Source organism: Treponema sp. (genome assembly GCF_017430385.1).
GTDB lineage: Bacteria > Spirochaetota > Spirochaetia > Treponematales > Treponemataceae > Treponema_D.
Window position 1 is genome coordinate 40885 of sequence record NZ_JAFRNB010000128.1, and the last position, 20198, is coordinate 61082.

Here is a 20198-nt window from a genome sequence, read left to right on the forward strand (position 1 = left end):
TAAGCGGAATTCCAAGCATTTATTCGATTTATTTCCTTAGTATAAACTTGTTTTCTGATTCTTTTTGAGTTAAAATATACTGAGGAGTCTCTTTAAATATTCTGAATGAGGCAAAAGGCAAGTTAATGAAGTTCAAGAAAAATATAGTTTTTAATAAAAATTCTCGAAAATTCCGCATGTCGGCGTTTGTTTTTGCCATTACAATGCTTCTTTCTGTTGTTTTTGCCGCTTCGTGCTCGTTTATGGAAGATGATGAATTCTTCGGCAAAATTGAAAATGAGGTTGCCGTTGCCAATGCCGACAAGATGAGCGTTTACATCCGATATGCCAACACCCGCTTTGGAAAAACTTCCCCGGCCGATGCAGGCTATTATACCGCAAAAAACAATGTAGCGTTTACTGTTTCGGCTACAACAAACACCGACTACGGTTTCTTCAAATGGGCGGCTTTTTCAACAAAAAACTTTAACCCTTCCGAACAGTATTCTGCCCTCGTTTACAACAGCGATGAAGAGTATAACCAGCTTTTTGCCCCTCTGGAACTTCCTGAGACTATCGTAAAATTTTCCAGCAAGAACAGCCAGAGCACCGAAGTCACGATTTACGCCACAAGGGATGACATCTGGCTTATACCGATTGTCGTAAACAGGCCTGTAATCAGTACGACCTTCCCGGACACAAGCTCCAACCCTGTCCGAAACGCCAGCCTCCGCGTCCAGTTCTCAAAGCCAATGGACGAGGCTTCATTCAAGGGCAACTACAGCGTAGGTGAGGGTAACCTTACCGATCAATTCGAGCTTAATCTTCAGGATATTACTGACTTGTTTGAAATCAAGCTCAGTGAAAGTAAAAAACTGGTAACATTTTCTTTTAAAAATGAAGTAATTGACGGCGTAAACCGCTACGATACAGGCTTCAAAGCCTCAAGCAACGTCCAGATTTCGTTTACTGAGGACATCACCGATGTTTACGGCTATAAAATGGCTTCCTCGGCTTCGGTAAAATGGCGAATCGGTACGACCTATGACCGTGCGGCTCCTATTATTGAAGTCCTTACCGGCGGAACAGGCTCTAACTTCTCTGCCTTTGAAAGCGTTGATACTCCACAGGCGCTGGCTGCCACAAATGCTCTTGCTAATTACCCTGATACCGTACTTGCTCAGCGTTCTACTGGAAAAGTCAATTTCTATGTTTATGCTACTGATATTGCCGCCAAGGAAAACTCTGCTAAGCAGGAAAGTGACGTTCAGATGATTGGATTCAGGGCGACAAGCCTTACCGACATGGAAGGAAACTCACTTGACGGAACTGCCGAAGGAAATTACATCAGCCAGAAGTATGAAACTTATGCTCCTGCCCTCAACTACAGTGAAGTCAATCAGGACTTTACAACGCTCATGCCGGGCAAGGGAGAGGGATGTCTTTACACTTATGACCTTTCTTCTCTGCCTGACGGCCTTATCAAGGTTGATGTATGGGCAATGGATATGACCGGTAACAACGGCCTTGAACATTACGATTCTTCTATAGTATATGATGGTAACCACAACGGCTACAGGTCAATCTTCGTTGTCAAGGATTCTAAGGCTCCTGCCATCGAGACAGAAAAGGATAAAGTTCGCTCTTCTTCTAGCGATGCTCCTTACGGCTGGTACAACGCTTCTTCATTCAACCCGATTAAGATGAACGAAATGTCTCCTATCGTCGATTTGGGTAACGAAAAGCTCCGCTCACCACACGACAAGATTAAGTGGATGTTCCGTCTCGGTGCAGATACTAACTGGTCTGTCACTACTGACGATGCTTCATGGAAACTGCTTACGACACCTGCCACACCGTATGAAGTCGGACTTGCCCGCGTTGATTCCGAAGGCCTTGTTTCAATCACAATGCGCCTCATGGATGATTTGGGCAATATAGCGGATCCTGTCGCAATCTCTTCTGCATACTATGATGAGACTCCGCCTGTAATTTCTGCCCTCTCTTGGGTCAACTCTGACGGAACTTTGGCATTGAACGCTACTAAGGATTCTACTCTTTCTCAGATTCTCAAAATTCCGTTCACCGAAGAAAAGAGCGGCATCAAGCGAATCGAAATCAAAGTCGAGGATTCAAGCGGAAACAATGTTCCAAATGCACTTGCCGGTGCAACAATCTCTTACTCTACTGATTCTGCTCCTTCTGGTGCTGCCGAAGTTACTTATGATACTTCTGATCCTGCTCATACAGGCTCTGTCCTCGTATTCACGGATTCCGTCACGACAGGAAACCTCTATGTAAGCGGCTTGAATATTAGAAACTCTGCCGATGAAACATTCACGGTCAAGGTAAAACTCTTGGATGCGGCTATAAACTCTGGCGACAAAGAAACTAACATCAAGTGCGACATCACTGACCCTGTAGTAAAGGATGTTTCTGTCGTTGGATTGAGTCCTCGTGCAACAAAGAACGGAAGTGCAGACGGCGTTACAAAGTGGCTTCCGTACAGTGCTTATGATACCGCTACGCAGCAGGCTGTAAAAGCCCGAGTTTCTGTCAATGTAGAGGAAAGCTGCTCAGGCATTTACGAAATCAAGCTTGGTGAGGACGCATACCTCACAGATTCTTCTTACATAACGATTGGCGATACTGCTCTTGCCGCCGGAACGGACTTCAGCCTTAATGTCGCCGCCAACACAATCCTTATGAGCGACATGTTCAGTCCTAAACTCAAAGGTGATGACATAACGTTCATCATTGAAAATGTAAAGATTGACAATGACAACAGCACTGTAAAAGTTTCCGTTAAGGATTTCGGCCTTAACGGTGGTGATAAGTCTCTGCCAAATGTAATGAAGGACAGCACTTCTCCTGCAATCGACAGTATTGTCCTTTCTGACCGTGGCGAGGCTTCCGGAACATTGCCGAGCGTTGCCGATGCTGACGGAACAAGATACACCAACGACCGCATCGTAGACCTTACAATCAACGGCGCAAAAGACGGAGATGCGGGAAGTGGTCTCCGTGGAATCGTCCTTGACTCTGGCGCGACATTCACTGATACGACAACAATTACAGTTGAAATTTCAGGCTCTTCTTCTAATTGTACATTCACTAAGACTGATGATAAGACTGTCACATTCGATACGGCTTATGCTTATGATTCTACAGTCAGCTTCGTCATAAAGAACATTTCTCTTGATTCTAATACCGATGGCGTTAAGACTGTTAATGCTCACCTCTTTGATATGTGTGGCTGGAAGTCAGAGGTTAAGACCGATTCCATCATCCTTGATACGACACCACCTGGCTGGCTCGACAAGTGGATTTATGTTGCTGACAGCGGCAATGTTGCCGGAGAAATTTATCCTGCCACAGGTGCAATCGGTGTTGAAGCTGCAGTCAGTGGTGAACCTTACTTCTACACAAAGAATGCAAATGCTTATCTTTCAGTTTCTTACAGCGATGCCAATTTCTACGGCTCGAAGTACAGCACTACAAAGACGGCAGCACTCGAAATCCTTTCTGATTCAAGTTCTGTTGATCTTACAGGTTCCGCAGGCCTTGAATTCCAGGCTCTCCCGGCTTCAGGCTCTACATCATATTCAATCGTACTCAGGGATAAGGCCGGTAATGTTTCACCAGTCAAGACTTTCCATGCCGTAAGTGATGTTGCTATTACAAAAGACACAGGCTCACCTGCCGTTTCCCTCACAAACAGAATGGCTAAACTTGATTCAAGAAGCGATTACAAAGTCTATCTTGAAGGTCCTTCACACAGAAACCGATTCTCAACGAGCGGCACGACAGGAGCTGATGACTACAAGGTTTACATCAGCGTTAGTCTTGCTGACTATACAGAAAAAACATACACGACAAGTCAGTCAGGCCTTGCAAAATTCGCAATAAACGATTCTTCTACTGCCGCACCTTCAGAATCTGGCAGTGGAACAGATTTCAACAAGTGGATTCCATATTCGGCAGCCTCTGGAGACGAAATCAAAGTCTGGATTCCTTCTGATGATAATCTTCGTGGCCCTTACTATCTGTGGCTCATGGATAATGTAGGCAACACCAATTGTGTCCAAATCCGAACTCCTGCAAATGAAACTGCCGGCAACAACGAAACATGGCTCGGCAAGGCTTCGGTCAATCAAATCGGCACAATCGATTATGTAAACGGAACTTCAACAGAAAGCACAACCGAAGAACTCGGAAAACTTGTCACAAGTACATTCGACGGCTTGAGGGGCAATGTAACTTATTACAACGACGAGGCAAAAATCGGCTTTGCTTATGATGAAGGCACAACTGGAATTGACTTCTCTGGGGCTGCATCTGCAACAAATTACCCGGTACGAGTTGCCATTGTCAAAAAGACTGCTAAGACAGCACCGTCTAAATCAGACTTGAGCGACACAACGGAATGGATTTATCCTGATACTGCAAGCGGCACAGCATATACATTTACAAATAAATCTTATCCGAAGGATTTGAGCGAAACCGAAAAATACGGCGCAAATTATGAATATCTCTACTATATTATTGAAGATGCTGTCGGCCATGTGAACACAGGAATCCTAAAGCCTGGAGCTGAGGATTCCCAGTGGAAATACGACAATGATGCACCGAAAGTGACTCTGCGAACGGAGCCTGATGTTGATTTGACAACTTTGGGTGCTGGAAATCTTTCGGATCTTGTTCCTATGCACTATGGTGTGCAGGCATTCTATGACAATTCAAAAGTTTGGGTTCCTGCTACCGCTGGAGATATTTCTGAAACTGTCGAAGAAGGCGATAATACTTATCATAGTATTGAAAAATCCCTCTACTTTGATTTGAGTATTGCGGAATCAACTAAGATTACAAAATTCTATTACAGCACATCTTCTTCAGCAGAATCTTATGATTCACCAAGCTGGCAGAGCTCATCGGACGGAAAGGTTGATGTTTGTATTCCTGTAAGCATTCTTTCTTCTGCTACTGACCTTTATCTGCACGTGTGTGATATTGTCGGTAACATCAAGACTTATCAAGTTTCAGCTTTGAAATGGCAGGCTGATGCTGTGGCTCCAGATTTTGCATCCGGAACAATTACGCCTCCGTATAAACTGAAGGAAGGCTATTATTATGCTTTGCCAAACATAGACAACAACACAATTGTCGTGGCACTTTCAGGAAATGCCTATGCCAGTGATTCTGTCAAGGTCACAATACCGCTTACATGGTTCAGCGATGACTCTGGTTCTGGTGTTTATGCTTATTCATTTGAAGATTCAGAAGATAATCCTGGAAGTATTCCTATCTCCATTGATATAGATTCGGGGGATTCTGAGAATACAAATCATAGTCCTTGTATAAAACTTACAAAGGGAATTCATTATGAAAGAGATACAGATAAGAATTTCTGGCTTTATGTTTATGATTTTGTAGGAAACTGCAAGAAAGTAAATTTAACAACCAGGGTTGATACATACGCACCGGTTTTCAAACTTGGTTTTGATATTGACGGCACGGGAACAATCTTAAACCATCCGCAGACGCATGGTGAAGTTACGGTCAATTTGAGCGGTAAAGAAGGTTTTATTTATGATGCTATTGAAAATGTATCTGCTGATAAAACATACAATGTAAAAGATAGTGAAGGTAATGAGAAGGAATTTCAGTCTAAAGTGGAAAATCAGGACTCGCCTGGTTACACGGAAGCTAATCCTTACATTATTTATGCTTCTCCAAATTCTACTTATAATATTGACGGAAAGCGGTACTTTATAGGTACATTCACTGCAACTGATGAGGATACAGGTGCTGGTGGTGCTACACTGGGAATTTCAGACATAAAGGTAGACCGAAAACTTGGTGTGGCAGGTAGTACTTGGGAGAATGATTATCTTACAATGTCGAACCTGAAAAATTATGCAACTGACACTAGTAGATCTTATGTCACAAAAGTTCCGATTGATTTGGATGATACAGGTCGTTTCTACAGAATAACTGTCAGTGACTATGCTGGTAACACAACTGAGGTGTACATAAAACTGTTCCTCGATGTTACCGAACCTGCATTTACTAGCAATCCGACTGTCGAAGCAACAACCGGCTCAATCAATACAGACGGCACGAATTATTATTTCAACGAGATGAAGCTTGATTTCACCGGAAAAGACATGATTTCAGATACAAATTCCGGTTTGGCTTCGGGTACGAAGAATTATGAAATCGTGAGCGGAACAACTTCAATAAAGGACGCAACTGCTGTCACCGATTCTGACAGCGGATTTGAAGTCAGCCTCACAAATGAGCAGGCAGGATTTGCTTCACACACCAACGAAAGCAATCTTTATGTAAGGCTCTCCGACAAACTCGGAAATTCTAAAGATTATGACTTGTATTTGGGTGGAACAAAGATTGAAAAACCGTGGGTTCGTGATACGGAAGCACCGACTTGGCCTGATTGGAATTTATCTACTACAACGGCTATTATAGGTGTATTGAGCGGCTCTAATGCATCACGTTTTACTTTGGATGCGAATATTCTCCTTTATACAAGCTCTTATAAAAACAGGGATATTGAATTAAAACCGACTGCAGCTTCGGATACAGGAAGCGGCATTATGGGCTATGTGCTCTCAACAAGTTCAACACTTACAGGTCCATACAGTTCTTCAAACTTCACTGGAACGACTGCAACGCTTTCGGCAGCTTCAACTGCATTTGTGAAAAAAGACGGAAAATTTACTTTCAAAGTTTCTAATTTCATTGATGCTGCTTCTGGAGCTGGAAGTCTTTGGCTTTATGCCGTTGATTATGCAGGAAACATGACGAAGCAGGAACTCCAGATTCTTGAAGATGCAGGATACCCTGTAGTATCTTCAATTGTCGCATCAACTTCAGGGGACATTTATTGTGATTCTAGCCAGAATTATTACAATACTGATGCAAAAATTAAAGTGACTGCTAGTGTTACAGCTACCCGCGGTTCTGTATATATTTGGAAATATATGTTCAAAAACACCGATGTTTTTGAAGACAGTGATTTAACTTCAACTTCATGTGTCAATTATCCTTCAGATGAAATTCTTCCGCTTCCTTCTGACTGGACGGCCGGAGACACATTGTATCTTCATCTTGTTTCAAGCCGCTACGGAGTTACAGCAACGCCTGTCAAACTTACGGGAGAAGGAACACTTAATTCTACTGTTGCCGCATGGACTAAGGATACGACTCCGCCTGTTATTTCTCTTTCTCTTGCTTCTGGTGGCGGACTTGTAATTAAGTCTGGCGAATCAGAGCTGGTTTCTGCAGGTGCCTTGTTTGAAGATTCTTCTACATATATAACAAACGCAGTTGGTTATACTGCAGATGTTGCCCTTACTGATTCTGGAGCTGGTGTAGCTTCGTCAAATGTTGACGGTGGAACGGATAACACAGCTTCTTCTTATACAGTAACAGCAAATTCTGCCGGAGACATTGTAATCACCGCAAAAGACCATGTTGGAAACGAATCCTCATTCACTTTGAAGACAGAACTTGACATCACGGCACCATCTGTTTCAAATCTTGAGATTTCAAATGCTGCTGCTGACGATGCGGGTGCTGTTCATTCCGTGAACGCTGATTCTAGCGGTGTAATCTATTTCAATCCTTCGCATATCAATGTTTCTGTCACAACTTCTGATACTCAGACAACGGTTGCGGGATATCTTGTCGATTCTTCTAATAGGGCAAGTGCAACTAGCGGAGGTTGGACTTCAACACTTTCAAGCACGAACTTTGCTTCTGCGGACGGAACTGCGCTCTATCTGCATGTAAAGGATACCCTTAATAATGTGGAGGATTATCCATTTGCAGGAAACGCAAAATACACGCCGATGGGGGCAGCTTCTGCTTCGACAGCAGTTGCTTCGGCAACATGGAAGGCTTTGACTGAAAATACAGCAAGCGTAACTTCTGTTACACCTTCTGTGGAAAACGGAAGCGGTATCTATTATGACTCAACGGCTGGAAAAATCTGGTATAATCCTAATTTCAATGGAAGCACGCTTTCTTTGAGCCTCACTCCAGCTGCTTCTGGCTCTCTTGTAAAAGGCTTCCGAATCGGAGCTGCAGGAAGTTCTTGTGATTCTGGTCTTACTCCAAGTCTTGCGGATGGCGATATTGCAATCTATTCTGTCGATTATGCCGGAAATATTTCAACTTCGGCATTCAATCTTAACCTCATCGATGATTCTACGGCTCCTTCAATTGTGGCGACATTGGCATCTGGAGAAATCACTTCTGATAAAACTGCTTTAATTGCCGATGGTGCAGCACTTGCTTCTGGAACTGAATATTTCACTAATTCAGATTATTACACTTCAAGCATTGCAATCACAGAAGAAGGTTCTGGAGTTGATTCTGTGACAGATATTTCTGGAACTGCCGGAAGCTATTCTGTTTCAATTGATGCTGCGGGTGAAAAGACAGTCACGGCAAAAGACAAGGTTGGAAACGAAGGCACATTCACTTTCAAGACAAGCCTTGTTTCTGAGGTTCCGGCTGTAAGTGCCGTGACTTATTCTTCGGCAACTTCAATGAATTTAAAAGACTCTGCTTCTCTGTATTTCAGTTCTGCATATATTTCAGCGGCAACTATTACAACTCCGGTTCTGCCAATCAAATATGAGCTTTCAATTGATTCAACAGGCGTTGTGCCGTCAAAGGATGTCGGTACTGACCTTTCACTTGATTCATTCAGCGGAAAATCTTCAGGTGGAGTCTATATTTGGAGCGGAGATGTTCTTGGAAATACAAAGGCTGTTCTTCTTTCTTCAATAACTGCTACTTATACTCCATTGAGCGGAACTTCTACGACAATTACTGGACCATATAATTTTGTAAAGGATTCTGACAAACCTGCGGCTCCAAATTCTGTTTCAGATAATCAGGGTGATAATACTGATTTTGATTCGTCAAAAAAGATTCTTTATTACAATACATCCGTGGTTGCTTTGGAAATAACGCCAACCCTTGCGACTGCCGACGATTCTCTTATGGGATTTATGTCAGCTGCTGATTCAACAGATTATTTTGATAAACTTATCCTCAGTGGTGATTCACTTGTTCCAGGGGATAAGTCATTCTATTCTATTGATTATGCGGGAAATGTTTCAGAGTCTTCTTACAACTTGACTTTGAAAAAGGCTGTGTCGTACAAAATCGAGGGCAAAAAGATTACGCTTTCTGATTTCCCGGAAGGCGAGACAATTGCTTCGATAACGCTTACTGCTTCGGCTGGTTCGTTCCCTGCTTTAACTGCAAGCCCTGGCACTGCTAGTGTTCTTGAAGGTGGTGCTTCGGTTACAGTGGCATTTACTTCTCCTAGCAGCCTTACTTCTGTTGAATTGACTTCTGAGAGCGATATTTCTGGATTGACAATATCTAAAATCGTATTGTCTTCAAGTGCTGGTAGCAGCATCGTTGATATAATACCGTCAAATCCTTCAAATTATATTTCTGTGCCGGGCGTGTTCGCAGGTTCGTTCCCGCTCATGAAATCAACGGAACGCGCTTTGCCTCGTGGCCGCTCAATCACGCATGAAGACTTGATGGCTCAAAAAGAAGCATTGCTGAGCCTTGCAAGGAAAAATGTTGGAAAAACAGCCGCTCCTAAAGCTGATTTGACACCGGCTTCTGCTGTCGCAACTTCTACAGGTGATTCTGCATGGTCAGGATTGAGCCGTGATTTTAATTCTGAGTCAGAGAATCTTGACAGGGCTGTTTCAAGGCTAAAATCTTCTGCAGCAAAGGCTTCTTCTTCTGAAAAGGCTTCTACCTCAAAGACTGTCTCAAAAGTGAAGGAAGAGTCTGGTATTCCAGAAGTCGAGGCAAAAGTTTCTGTCACTGAAAGCGTTGCTCCTTCTGTGGAAAAGGTCGCTCCAGTTTCTGTAACTCAGCAGGATAGTGCTGAGAAGCCTTTCAGAAAGATTGGTTTGTTGATATTGCTTGCAGTTTTTGTGCTTTCTGGCGCATTTTTTGCAAAAAAAGTTGAAATTTTTCATAAAAAAAGCTGAAAAAAATTGACAACTTGGTATTAGTGCGTTATGATTTAATAGAGCATGGTGTGCACTTAGTATTATTTTTAGGAGGTTCGCCTATGAAAATGATTAAAAAAATAGTTATTGGGTTCGTAGCTTTTTTTGCTACTGCGTCGTTGTTTGCCGCTGGTTCGTACAAGGTTGAGAAGGTTACAGGCAAAGTTACTTATGAGGATGGTGGTGCTTGGAAGACTGTTGCTGTTGGACAGGAGCTTTCAGCTGGTACTAACATCAATACAGCATTGAATTCAAGCGTTGTCATCAATGATGGCTCATCGTCAGTTACAATCAAAGCTATGCAGAAAGGCGATGTTGAAAAGCTTGTTGCTTCAGGTGCAGGCAAAGGTGGTCTCAAAAAGGCTTCTGTTGCTAAAAACACTGTAGCAGGCAAATCAAATGGTGCTCAGTCTGGCGTCTCAACAGCTTCTTCAAGAGCTAGTGAGGCAAAGAGCGATCTTGAATGGGATGAGTAATCATCTTTAACATGTTTTGTTGGGAATCCTGCATTATCTGTGCAGGATTTTTTTTGTTTCAATTCATTAGAGCTGTCGTGCTGACTTTGGAGTTCTTATGAGAAAAATCCTCAAAATTCTTCTTCCACTTGTTGAAATACTTTTTTTTGCCCTTGCCGTACTTTTTGCGGTCATCCTTATTCCGAGCCTTGACAAAAAGGCCGCGGACTGGTTCCAGAGGCCACTAAAGCCTTTGGAAGAGCAGAAAGATGTCCTTATGATAAACGTCGATGATGCGTCGATTGACTCAATCGGTGTCTGGCCATTCGGTCGTGATGTTTACGCTGGAATGATGTATGCGCTCAAAGATTTTGACACCGAGGCTGTCGTATACGATTTAAGCTTCCTTGACAAAAGCCAGCGCAAGGTCGATGAGGCCTATCTTTCCGAAGAACTTCCTGTAAAGATTGACGAGACTTTTGAATCGATAAACGGTGAAATTGCTACTGTAATGGGCGGTTTTTCTGACCGTTCGCTTGGTGCAAAAGATGCCGAGTCCTGTGCCGAAAGTCTTCTGACCCGCACCGAAGAGGCGAAGAATTCTTTGAACGAGGCCGTCGCTTCTACTGTCAAGGATGTTGATTCGATTCTCGCTGATTCAATTCAGTTTTTTGGAAGCACATATCTTACGCTCACGATTGATGATGCCTATCCTCTCGAAGATGAAGAGCAGAAATCTTACATTGCAGAATATATTTCCCTTAAGAATGTTGTTGATGACGGTGACACGCTCACTTATGATTACAAAGGTGTCATGCCTGCGATTCACATTTTTATGGCCAGGGCAAATTCTGCCGGATTCGTAAACGCGCCGCCTGACAAGGACGGTTATCTCCGCCGACTGCCGATTGTCCTCAAATATGACGGAAAATATTATGGACAGCTCACTCTCGTTCCGATTTTGAAACGCTTTGGCAACCCGGAAGTCCATGTGTCGAACAAATATGTCACGCTCAAGGGAGCCAAGCTTTCTGACGGTTCTGTTAAAGACATTAAGATTCCTCGTGACGAAAAAGGAATGTTAATCGTTAAATATCCGCCTAAAAAATACAGTGAGTACAATTCTATTTCACTCTGGAACATTTACCGGCTTTATCTTCTTGACAACAATATCTACAAGAACATAAAGGCAATGAGTGAGAGCGGTCTTTTTGAGCTTTGGGATGGTGACGACCCTGTAAATCTTTACGAAAGTGCACATTACATAAAGGACTGGCTTTGTAAGAATCCTGAAGATGAAGAAAATGATTTGACTTACAAGAATTATACTGCCCTGAGGACAAAATACTATGAGAATGTAACGAATTACCTTAATGGCGATCAGGAAAATCTCTTGAAGGCTCAGTATCCGGACGATGCGGATTATATTTCCGAAACTTTTACCACGATGCGCGAGCAGTTTAAGGACCTTGAGGATAGCCACAAGGATGTGAAGGAGAAGGTAACAGGTGCCATTTGTATTATCGGTACCAACGCAACGAGCACGACTGATTTTGGCTTGAACCAGTATCAGCAGGCATACCCGAACCCAGGCGTTCACTACACGATGGCAAACCAGCTCCTTACCCAGGACTTCATCGATGATTCTCCGTGGTGGGTTTCCGTCATAATCGCTGCCGTTGTCTGTCTCTTCTATTCAATGCTTGCAATCAGAATCAAGAGCACTTTCAGGCAGATTCTTTTCGGCTTCTTTACTGTTGTCCTCACACTTGGCTCTCTATATGCCTATTTCTATATCACGAAACAATATGTCGGCGTTGTAATTCCGCTCCTTACGATTTTGCTTGCATTTGCGACAACCACGATTGTAAGCTATCTTTCTGCATCTTCTGAGAAAAAGTTCATCACGAACGCATTCAGCCAGTGTCTTTCAAAGGAAGTCGTAAACGACATCGTTGCTAACCCTGATTCATTCAAGCTCGGTGGCCAGACTCTTGAAATGACGGCCATGTTCACCGATATTCAGAAATTCTCAGGATTCTCGGAGCTTCTTACGGCAGGCCAGCTTGTCGCGCTTTTGAACTATTACCTTACAAAAATGAGCGACATCATCATGAATGAGCGCGGAACCGTAGATAAATACGAAGGTGATGCTATTATCGCCCTTGTCGGTGCGCCTGTTCCTATGGATGATCATGCGGCTCGTGCCTGTGCGGCGGCTATCAAGATGAAAAAGTCTGAGCTTCTTATGAACAAGGAAATCCAGAATATTGCTTCAAAGCCAAAGCCTGATACAATGGACGATGAGCTTTATGATGCTTTCAAGATTATGATTGCGAACAACCGCACTTTGTTCACCCGAATTGGCCTTAACTCCGGCGAGATGGTCGCGGGTTACATGGGTAGTGAGAACAAGAAAAACTACACGATGATGGGCAACAATGTAAACCTTGCTTCCCGCCTTGAAGGTGTAAACAAGCAGTATTCAACCGGCGGAATCTTAATCAGTGAGGCTACCAGAAACATGCTTGGTGACAGGTTTGTCGTGCGAAGCCTTGACCGCGTTCGTGTCGTCAATGTAAACACTCCAATTCGTCTGTACGAGCTTGTCGAAGAAAAGACTTACGCAGATGAATTCCTTCTCAAATACATGGAACTTTGGGAAAAGGTAATGTCTTTGTTTGAGGCAAAAAAATATTCTGAGGCTCTTGAAGGATTCAAGAAACTCTCAGAAAAGAAACCTGATGACAAGGTTGCCAAGTATTACATTTCGCTTCTCGAAAAATTCTTCATCAAAGGCACTTATCCTCAGGAAAAAGATGACTTCGGTGTTGCGTATAACCCAGAGGACGGAGTATTCAAGCTGCTACAGAAGTAATGGACATCCTGTCCTGACGAGTTTTTCATGGAAAAACTCGCGGTCTACTAGCTTTTCGCCACCTCCATGTGGCGAATTTTCTGTATTTATTGTTTACCTCGTGCGGCGGACGCGGGCGAATAGCTCTTCTTTGGTGAGAGTTGTCCAGCAGGGGCGGCCGTGCGGGCAGTGAGGGTCTTTTAGCTCCAGTGCTTCGCGCGCAAGATTTTCTGCGGCTTCTGGGCCTAAGATTGTTCCGTCTTTGACTGCAGCTTTGCAGGCGGTCATTGCGGCAATCTGGTAGATAATTTCTTCCGGGCTGACATGTTTTTCAAAAAGGGCGGCTTTTAAGTCGGCCTCAGTTCCTTTGTAGCGGGCGGGGAGTGAGCTAAAAATCCACTTTCCGCCCCCTTTGTTTTCGCAAGTGAAGCCTGCTGTTGTGAGCGTTGTTTGAATCGAAGAAAGATAATCGTCATCTTCTTTGGACTCGGTGTGGATTTCATAAGGAACCAGAAGTTCCTGCTTTTCGCTGCCCCCTGCCATCAGTTTGTTGAAAAGAATGCGTTCATGGGCTGCGTGCTGGTCAATAAGATAGAAAACGCCGCTTTTCTGAACCATGAGAAATGTGCCGAAAAGAGTTCCGTAGTAAACAAAATCAGGATCAGCTCTGGATGAGACGGAGCTTCCCGGAATTGAGAAGCGCATTTCGTTTCCGTCCTGGAATCGGATGTGATTTTTTGCGAAAGAGTCTGAAACTTTCGGCTGATTCAATGATGATGAAACGGCTTCAGAAGATTCGGATGGTGCGGATGAATCCAGTGCGTAATCTGCCAGTCGTGATGAATATGATGATGCTGAAGATTTTCCTGAATCGAAAGTAGAGCTGGTGTGGTCGATTTTGAATCTTGCTTCTTTGTTGGGAGCGTTGTTAATAGAAAAATCTTTTGCGCTAAAGCGAGATTCTGCAACATCGAGATTTGTGCCAAAAGACTTCCTGTTGAAAAATCTCTCTGTGCCCTCCTGGTTCTCTGCGAGGGATTCTTTTTCTGCACGGGCAAGCTCGTTATCCACGATTGCCTGAAAAAGCGTGTTCCTTTCGTTTTTGGCGATTTCTTCCTGAATTTCTTGCTCGCGCTCAAAGCTGTTTTTGATTCCATAGCTTCGGAAGTAATTTTTTACTCCGCTACTTACTCCGTGGTGAACGCTTGAAATGTCTTTGAAACGAACTTCTTTTTTGGCAGGATGAATGTTGAAATCAACGAGGCGCGGGCTTACTTTGAGAAAAAGGGCAGCGACTGGGTGCGTGCCGTTGGGAAAAAAGCCCTGACAGCCGTATTCAATTGCCTGCATCAAGGAATATTCCTGAACGCGGCGACCGTTTACGAAAATGTAGATTTGCTTTCTGTCGTTTCGGTAGATGCCTGGTTCTCCAATTACAAGAGAATAGCTCCAGTCGGTTGTTCCGTCATTTTCCTTTCCGCTTGATTTTATTTCTGCAAAAAGGCTTGTGCTTTCTTTTAGTTCAAGCGCGCGGGCAAATCGTTCTGCAAGTGTGACTCCAGATGGAAGATCGTGGCGGATTGTGTCGTCAACTGTGAGGCGGAAAGCAATGTCCGGGCGGGGAAGGGATTTTTCGATAAAGACTTCGCGGCACATCATTGTCTCAGATGAAGGCCGTTTTAGAAAGTTCCGTCGGGCAGGGAAGTTTTCAAAAAGGCCTTCGCTCATGACGATTGTGCCTTTTCCGTCCTGAACTGGTGGTATTGTCTCAATCAAGTGGTCTTCGGTGATGCTTGCACGCATTTTGTTCGAACCGCTCATGATTGAAAGGCGGGCTACGGCTGCGATTGAGGCAAGTGCTTCACCACGAAAGCCTAGAGTCGTGAGATTCAATAAATCTTCGGATTCGGCGATTTTGCTTGTACAGTGGGGGCGGGCACAGTTTTTGAGGTCATCCAGAGTCATGCCCGCACCGTTGTCCGCGATTCGGATTTTTTCGATGCCGCCGCCTGCGATTTCGACATTGATTGAATCGGCTCCGGAATCTACGGCATTGTCGAGAAGCTCGCGCACGATTGCGGCAGGGCGGTCAATTACTTCACCGGCGGCGATTTTTCTTGCGACATCAACTGAAAGTGCGCGGACAGGCCTTCGTTCGCTCATTATTGGCGCAATCCTTCTTGTGGTGCGCCCGCACTTCCTGTTGTGGCATCGGCTCCGCTGAACAAATCAAGCTGAGGCTCAATGTTTATCTGCGGAACAGGCGAGGCCGGGTCAGCTTTTACCGGCTGATTCATGAGAATCTGGATTTTGCCTTCGATTTTTTCTATATCTTTTTCAAGAGTCTTTGCAAGTTTGATTCCTTCCTCAAAATTAGCAAGCGCATCTTCGAGAGAAATGTCCTGCTTGCGGATATTTGCTGTGAGTTCTTCCAATCGGGAAAGGTTTTCTTCAAATGATTTCATAACTCACAGTGTATCAGAAAAATCGGATAAGTTCCACAAAAATCATTAAGGGCGAAATCCACCTGCTTGCGCTGTTCCGCAGTTCGCTAACGCTCAGCCGCTTCCCTCACTCACTCCGTTCGTTCAGTCCAGTGGCCGCCTCCGGCGCTGCTCCATAGCTGGCGCGCCCTTTCTTTTTATCCAAAACCGACTTTCTTTTTAACAATTCTGATTTTATTTAAATCGCGTTGCCAAAAATGAAAATTTTTTGGAAATAAATATATGTCAGAAGGAAAACTTTCCTCAGAGCATGGATTTTCCCCTGACGGAAATTTATTTTTTACGAGGCGTATTTATGGCAGCCAAAAGAAAGACTAAAAGCTGGGAAGAATTAACATTCGCGGACAATTTTTTGTTCTGCAAAATTCTGGAAAGCGAGCCTGAGCTGTGCCGGGAACTCATAGAGTTGCTTCTTCACATCAAAATCGACCATCTTGAGCAGCCGCAGTCAGAGAAGACAGTGCAGGAATCGTTCGATGTGAAAAGCGTTAGATTCGACGTCTACACGAAGGACGACAGGCGAATTTTTGATCTGGAAATGCAGACCACCGACACGAAAAACCTTCCAAAGCGTGCAAGGTATTACCAGAGCGCAATCGACACGGACAATCTGGCGAAAGGCGAGAATTACACGAAACTGAAAGACTCTTACATCATCTTCATCTGTCTTGACGACATCTTCGGAAAAGAACTTCCAGTCTATTCCTTCGAGAATTTATGCCGGGAGGACAAAAACCTAAAGCTAAACGACCGGACATACAAAGTCTTTTTCAATGCAAAAAACTGTGATAAACTTAAGACACAGGAAGAGAAAGACTTCTTCAAATTCCTCAAAGGGAGCAAAGCCGAAACCTCACTTTCCAAGAGAATTGAAGAAAAAGTCGAGTTCGCAAAGAAAAACTCTGATTGGAGGAAAAACTACATGACCTGGCAGCAGACGATAGATGAAGAAAAAGAAATTTCGTTCGAGGAAGGAGCGCAGGCAAATGCCATTGAAAACGCCCGGAATCTTCTTCGTATGAATTTGTTAACAGAAGAACAGATTTCTCAGGCCGTATCCCTTCCGCTGGAGCAGGTGATTGCACTCAAAAATGAATTGAAAACGGAAAGTTGAAAGTTGAAAACTGAAATCATTGCAATCCGCGGGAAAAAGTATTGCCGTACTCGATGTTTAATACAGCAATACTTGATGCTTCACATTGCAATACTTGATGCTTCACATTGCAATACTTTTACATTCATACGGCAATGTTTGAGTGTTAGTATTGCTGTATGAATATGTTAGTATTGCCGTTTGAAAACTTGCGGATTGCCGTGCAATTGTTAGTCGTCGTTCAAATTTACGGTAAACCAGTAGTGAGCTCGTCTGCCGCTGTCACTTATTGTAGCGCCAGAAGAGTTGACACATTGCGAATCAAAACTATAGTTATGGCTGCTGTTCATGCCGGCCTTTAATTGCTCCAAAGTGCGTGTCGTATGTGTGTACCCTTTGTTTACAATTCCACATGAAACAGAAGAATCGCTGGTATCGTCTGCCAGACTCGTATAAAAGTAGAATGTACTATCAGGGGCAGTAAGAGTAACATAATTGGAGTTTGAATTCGTTGTAAGTATCTTAGAGAGAGAACCGTTTTCGCCGCTGGTTTCAGCCCATGCCTTAATTGTCTGTCGTCCAGTATCTTTGCCGTCATTCTTTCCCTCGATGTACAGTTCCACAGAGAGAAAAAGCCTGCAATTTTGATCTCTTGTACAGAACGCTGTTACGTTAGGCACTGTCACTGTTACCGGCTTAATCATTGCATGTACCCTTGTCGTTGCCGTCACACTCTCGCTTCCCTTTGTAAGTGTTGCGCTCAGTGTGTGGTAGCCGTCAGAAAGGCCTATGTCGTAAGGAACGCCGACATTAGTGCCGTCAAGCATGAATTCCATAGACCAGTCCATGCTGCCAAACGGATTTGTGACATCTAGACTCAGATTATCATAGTCAAGATAGCTGTATTTGATTACGATATACGGCTTATCCTCGTGTGTTTCAGTGCCGTAAACAGTTCCGTTCGGGAATGTATTATCAAAAGAGAAAACTATATTCGTAAGGTATCCTTCATTTGAGATGTCAAAAATTTCCAGCTGCTCTGATTGCTGCCTTATGCTGAATTTTGCCCGCTCATTTGCAATCGTTGTTGAAGTCGGCTCTGCAAGAGAGAGAATCGGAGTTCCGTCCGCATATTCCTCTGGCGTGATTGTTGCGACATGGCTGGAAGTCAGCGAATCTGAAAGAGCAACTGTTTTTCCTGTAATTAGATACAGGTCGTTCTTCTTGTCGTTACCCGCTGGAATTGAGATTGAGCCTGAGAGAGTCAGACTTCCGTTGTTCATAAAGATTCCGCCACCTCTTCCAGTTGCGGAATTTGACTCAATGCTTCCGCCCGTAATCTCCGTTTCTCCCGATGCATAAAGTCCGCCACCGTCTTCGGTTACGCTGTTACCTTTAATAACGCCGCCTGACATCGTAAGGCTTCCAGAAACATAGATTCCGCCGCCCTGTTCTGCGGTGTTTGCGTCTTCCTCCGAGTTTCCGCCGATTGTCCCGCCTTCAAATGTAAACGATTTTCCGTACTCGATGAAGACTCCGCCGCCGAATTTGTTTGCGCGGTTACCCTTTATTACAGCCGTTCCGCCCACAGTGACAGTTCCGTTCTTTGCCGGGTCTGAATCAACAGGTCCTCCGCAGTAAATGCCGCCGCCGCTTGTTCCTGTAGCCTTGTTTCCTGAAATTTCACCGCCGGTAACGCTTACAATGCCGTTTCTAGCGTAGATTCCGCCCGCACGGGATGCTTCGTTCTCGGAAATTTTTCCGCCAGTCATAGTGAATCTTGCTTCAGGACATTCCTTTTCAAATGCTACGGCTCCACCGCTATCATTAGCAGTATTTCCAGAAATCTCACCGCCGCTCATGGTACAGATGCCTTTTCCGTTGATGAATATGCCGCCGCCGTTTTTGGAAACTGTATTGCCGCTAATTTTTGCACCAGTTTCTAGTTTTATCGTTCCTGCAGAAATGTTGATTCCCCCGCCGTTTGCAGCTTTTCCGTTCATGATTGTAAGGTTTTTGATTGTGACAGGCTTCGTCATTCCTATCGTAAGAACCGAGCCTTTCTGCTCTCCGTTGAGGATGTCTGAGTCGCTTCCCGTAACTCCGCAAATCGTGATTGATTTTACCTTTTCATCGAGTGAGGAAGGAAAATTCGTGGTCGTAGTTCCTGATTTTGGCTTGATTTCGCCACTTATCAGAATCGTGTAATCAGTTGAGCTTGAGCCAACTGCGGAAATCATTGAGATTGCCTTTGAGACTGTCGCAAACGGGGCGTAAGGGCTTCCAGTTCCTGTTGTGTCAGATGGAACGACATTACTTCCGTCTGCAAGTTTTAAGCCTGTGTTTCCAACATAGATTTGTGTTCGTGCGAATGTTTCAATTAGTGCGGAACTGACCTCAAAATTTCCGCTTGAATTGATTGGTTCTGCCGAGCCGCCACCTGAAATCCATTTGTTCGTGGTTAAGCATGACAAGACGTTTACTGACTGTATGGAAGAGTAGAGGAGAACGCTTTTGTCATCATAAAAACTGAATCTAACTTCATAGACCTTTGGTGATATGCCGCTTGTAGAATCTCCATCAACTTTTGGTTTGCTCAGCGTGTAAGTTGTGCCGGAAAGATTTTCATCTGTATTCCCCCAGTCGGAATCTGGACAAGTTGTTGTAATGCGCTTAATGGATGAATCTACGGTTATCGTAAGTTCCACGAATCCGTTCGCAGTGTTTTCAGAAGCGGCCGTATTCAAAATAAAATCATGCGTTAAAGTTCCATTGCCTGCGTTTTCCCTTGTCGGCGTGACATCCTTCCATTCGTCTTTTAGGATAATTGTATCATCAGATTTCAGGCCTGCCGTTACGGTGTAAGTTCTTCCCAAAACAAGGCTGATTGAATAAGAGCCGTCCGTTACCGTTCCGTTAATTGTTTCGCTGCCGCTGACTGCCTGAATGAAATAACCGGTCAAACTTACGGTAGGTGCGGCACTTCTTGAAGAATCAGAAGCAGTTGCATTTGCAGATAGATTTTCTGCTATTTGACTTGGTAAAGCACCGTTCGTTGAAATTCTTCCAGTCAGTGTGACGAATTCTGTAGAATTACAAGAATCAACATATCCCACATCATATACAGAGTGTGACTCTGAATCCGTGATGTTTATACATGAAGAGAAAAAGACTGCCGCAAAAAGCAGCGAAATAAAACAAAATAAAGGATATTTTCTCATTTTAGTCATGCTCAAT

Annotated in this window: 7 protein-coding genes; 4 read left to right on the forward strand and 3 right to left on the reverse strand. The window is 44.0% G+C overall.

Annotated elements, in window-relative coordinates; all coding sequences use genetic code 11:
* Window positions 1-176 precede the first annotated feature (176 nt).
* The 3 genes from IJJ71_RS09065 (at window position 177) to IJJ71_RS09075 (ending at window position 13385) form a co-directional block, all read left to right on the forward strand.
* Window positions 177-10031 (forward strand): autotransporter outer membrane beta-barrel domain-containing protein, encoded by a 9855-nt coding sequence (locus IJJ71_RS09065; protein WP_296846509.1) that lies wholly within the window; start codon window positions 177-179, stop codon window positions 10029-10031.
* A gap of 83 nt (window positions 10032-10114) precedes the next feature.
* Window positions 10115-10528, forward strand: a complete 414-nt coding sequence (locus IJJ71_RS09070; protein ID WP_296846510.1) for a FecR family protein — start codon at window positions 10115-10117, stop codon at window positions 10526-10528.
* Between the two features lie 97 nt (window positions 10529-10625).
* Window positions 10626-13385, forward strand: a complete 2760-nt coding sequence (locus IJJ71_RS09075; protein WP_296846511.1) for a CHASE2 domain-containing protein — start codon at window positions 10626-10628, stop codon at window positions 13383-13385.
* Window positions 13386-13478: 93 nt separating this feature from the next.
* Here the strand turns inward: IJJ71_RS09075 and mutL are convergent, their stop codons facing one another.
* Together mutL and xseB are read right to left on the reverse strand one after the other, a co-directional pair.
* Window positions 13479-15527: a DNA mismatch repair endonuclease MutL gene (gene mutL / locus IJJ71_RS09080; RefSeq protein ID WP_296846512.1), complete on the reverse strand. Its 2049-nt coding sequence runs from the start codon at window positions 15525-15527 to the stop codon at window positions 13479-13481.
* The gene (gene xseB / locus IJJ71_RS09085; protein ID WP_296846513.1) at window positions 15527-15829 is read right to left on the reverse strand and encodes an exodeoxyribonuclease VII small subunit; all 303 of its coding nucleotides are present in this window, start codon (window positions 15827-15829) and stop codon (window positions 15527-15529) included. Before xseB ends, mutL begins: the two co-directional genes overlap by 1 nt.
* Before the next feature lie 334 nt (window positions 15830-16163).
* On the opposite strand from xseB, the gene IJJ71_RS09090 reads away from it, so the two are divergent.
* Entirely contained in the window at window positions 16164-16982 is an 819-nt protein-coding gene (locus IJJ71_RS09090) for an Rpn family recombination-promoting nuclease/putative transposase (protein ID WP_296846514.1), read from the forward strand.
* 209 nt (window positions 16983-17191) lie between these two features.
* On the opposite strand, the gene IJJ71_RS09095 is transcribed toward IJJ71_RS09090, so the two are convergent.
* Window positions 17192-20191 carry a right-handed parallel beta-helix repeat-containing protein gene (locus IJJ71_RS09095; RefSeq protein ID WP_296846515.1) on the reverse strand — a complete coding sequence of 1000 codons (3000 nt, stop codon included), beginning with the start codon at window positions 20189-20191 and terminating at the stop codon, window positions 17192-17194.
* Window positions 20192-20198 lie beyond the last annotated feature (7 nt).

Coding starts and splice junctions, on each gene's coding strand:
- IJJ71_RS09090 (WP_296846514.1), top strand. CDS start 16,164: ATGGCAGCCAAAAGAAAGACTAAAAGCTGGGAAGAATTAACATTCGCG.
- IJJ71_RS09075 (WP_296846511.1), top strand. CDS start 10,626: ATGAGAAAAATCCTCAAAATTCTTCTTCCACTTGTTGAAATACTTTTT.
- IJJ71_RS09095 (WP_296846515.1), bottom strand. CDS start 20,191: ATGACTAAAATGAGAAAATATCCTTTATTTTGTTTTATTTCGCTGCTT.
- IJJ71_RS09070 (WP_296846510.1), top strand. CDS start 10,115: ATGAAAATGATTAAAAAAATAGTTATTGGGTTCGTAGCTTTTTTTGCT.
- mutL (WP_296846512.1), bottom strand. CDS start 15,527: ATGAGCGAACGAAGGCCTGTCCGCGCACTTTCAGTTGATGTCGCAAGA.
- xseB (WP_296846513.1), bottom strand. CDS start 15,829: ATGAAATCATTTGAAGAAAACCTTTCCCGATTGGAAGAACTCACAGCA.
- IJJ71_RS09065 (WP_296846509.1), top strand. CDS start 177: ATGTCGGCGTTTGTTTTTGCCATTACAATGCTTCTTTCTGTTGTTTTT.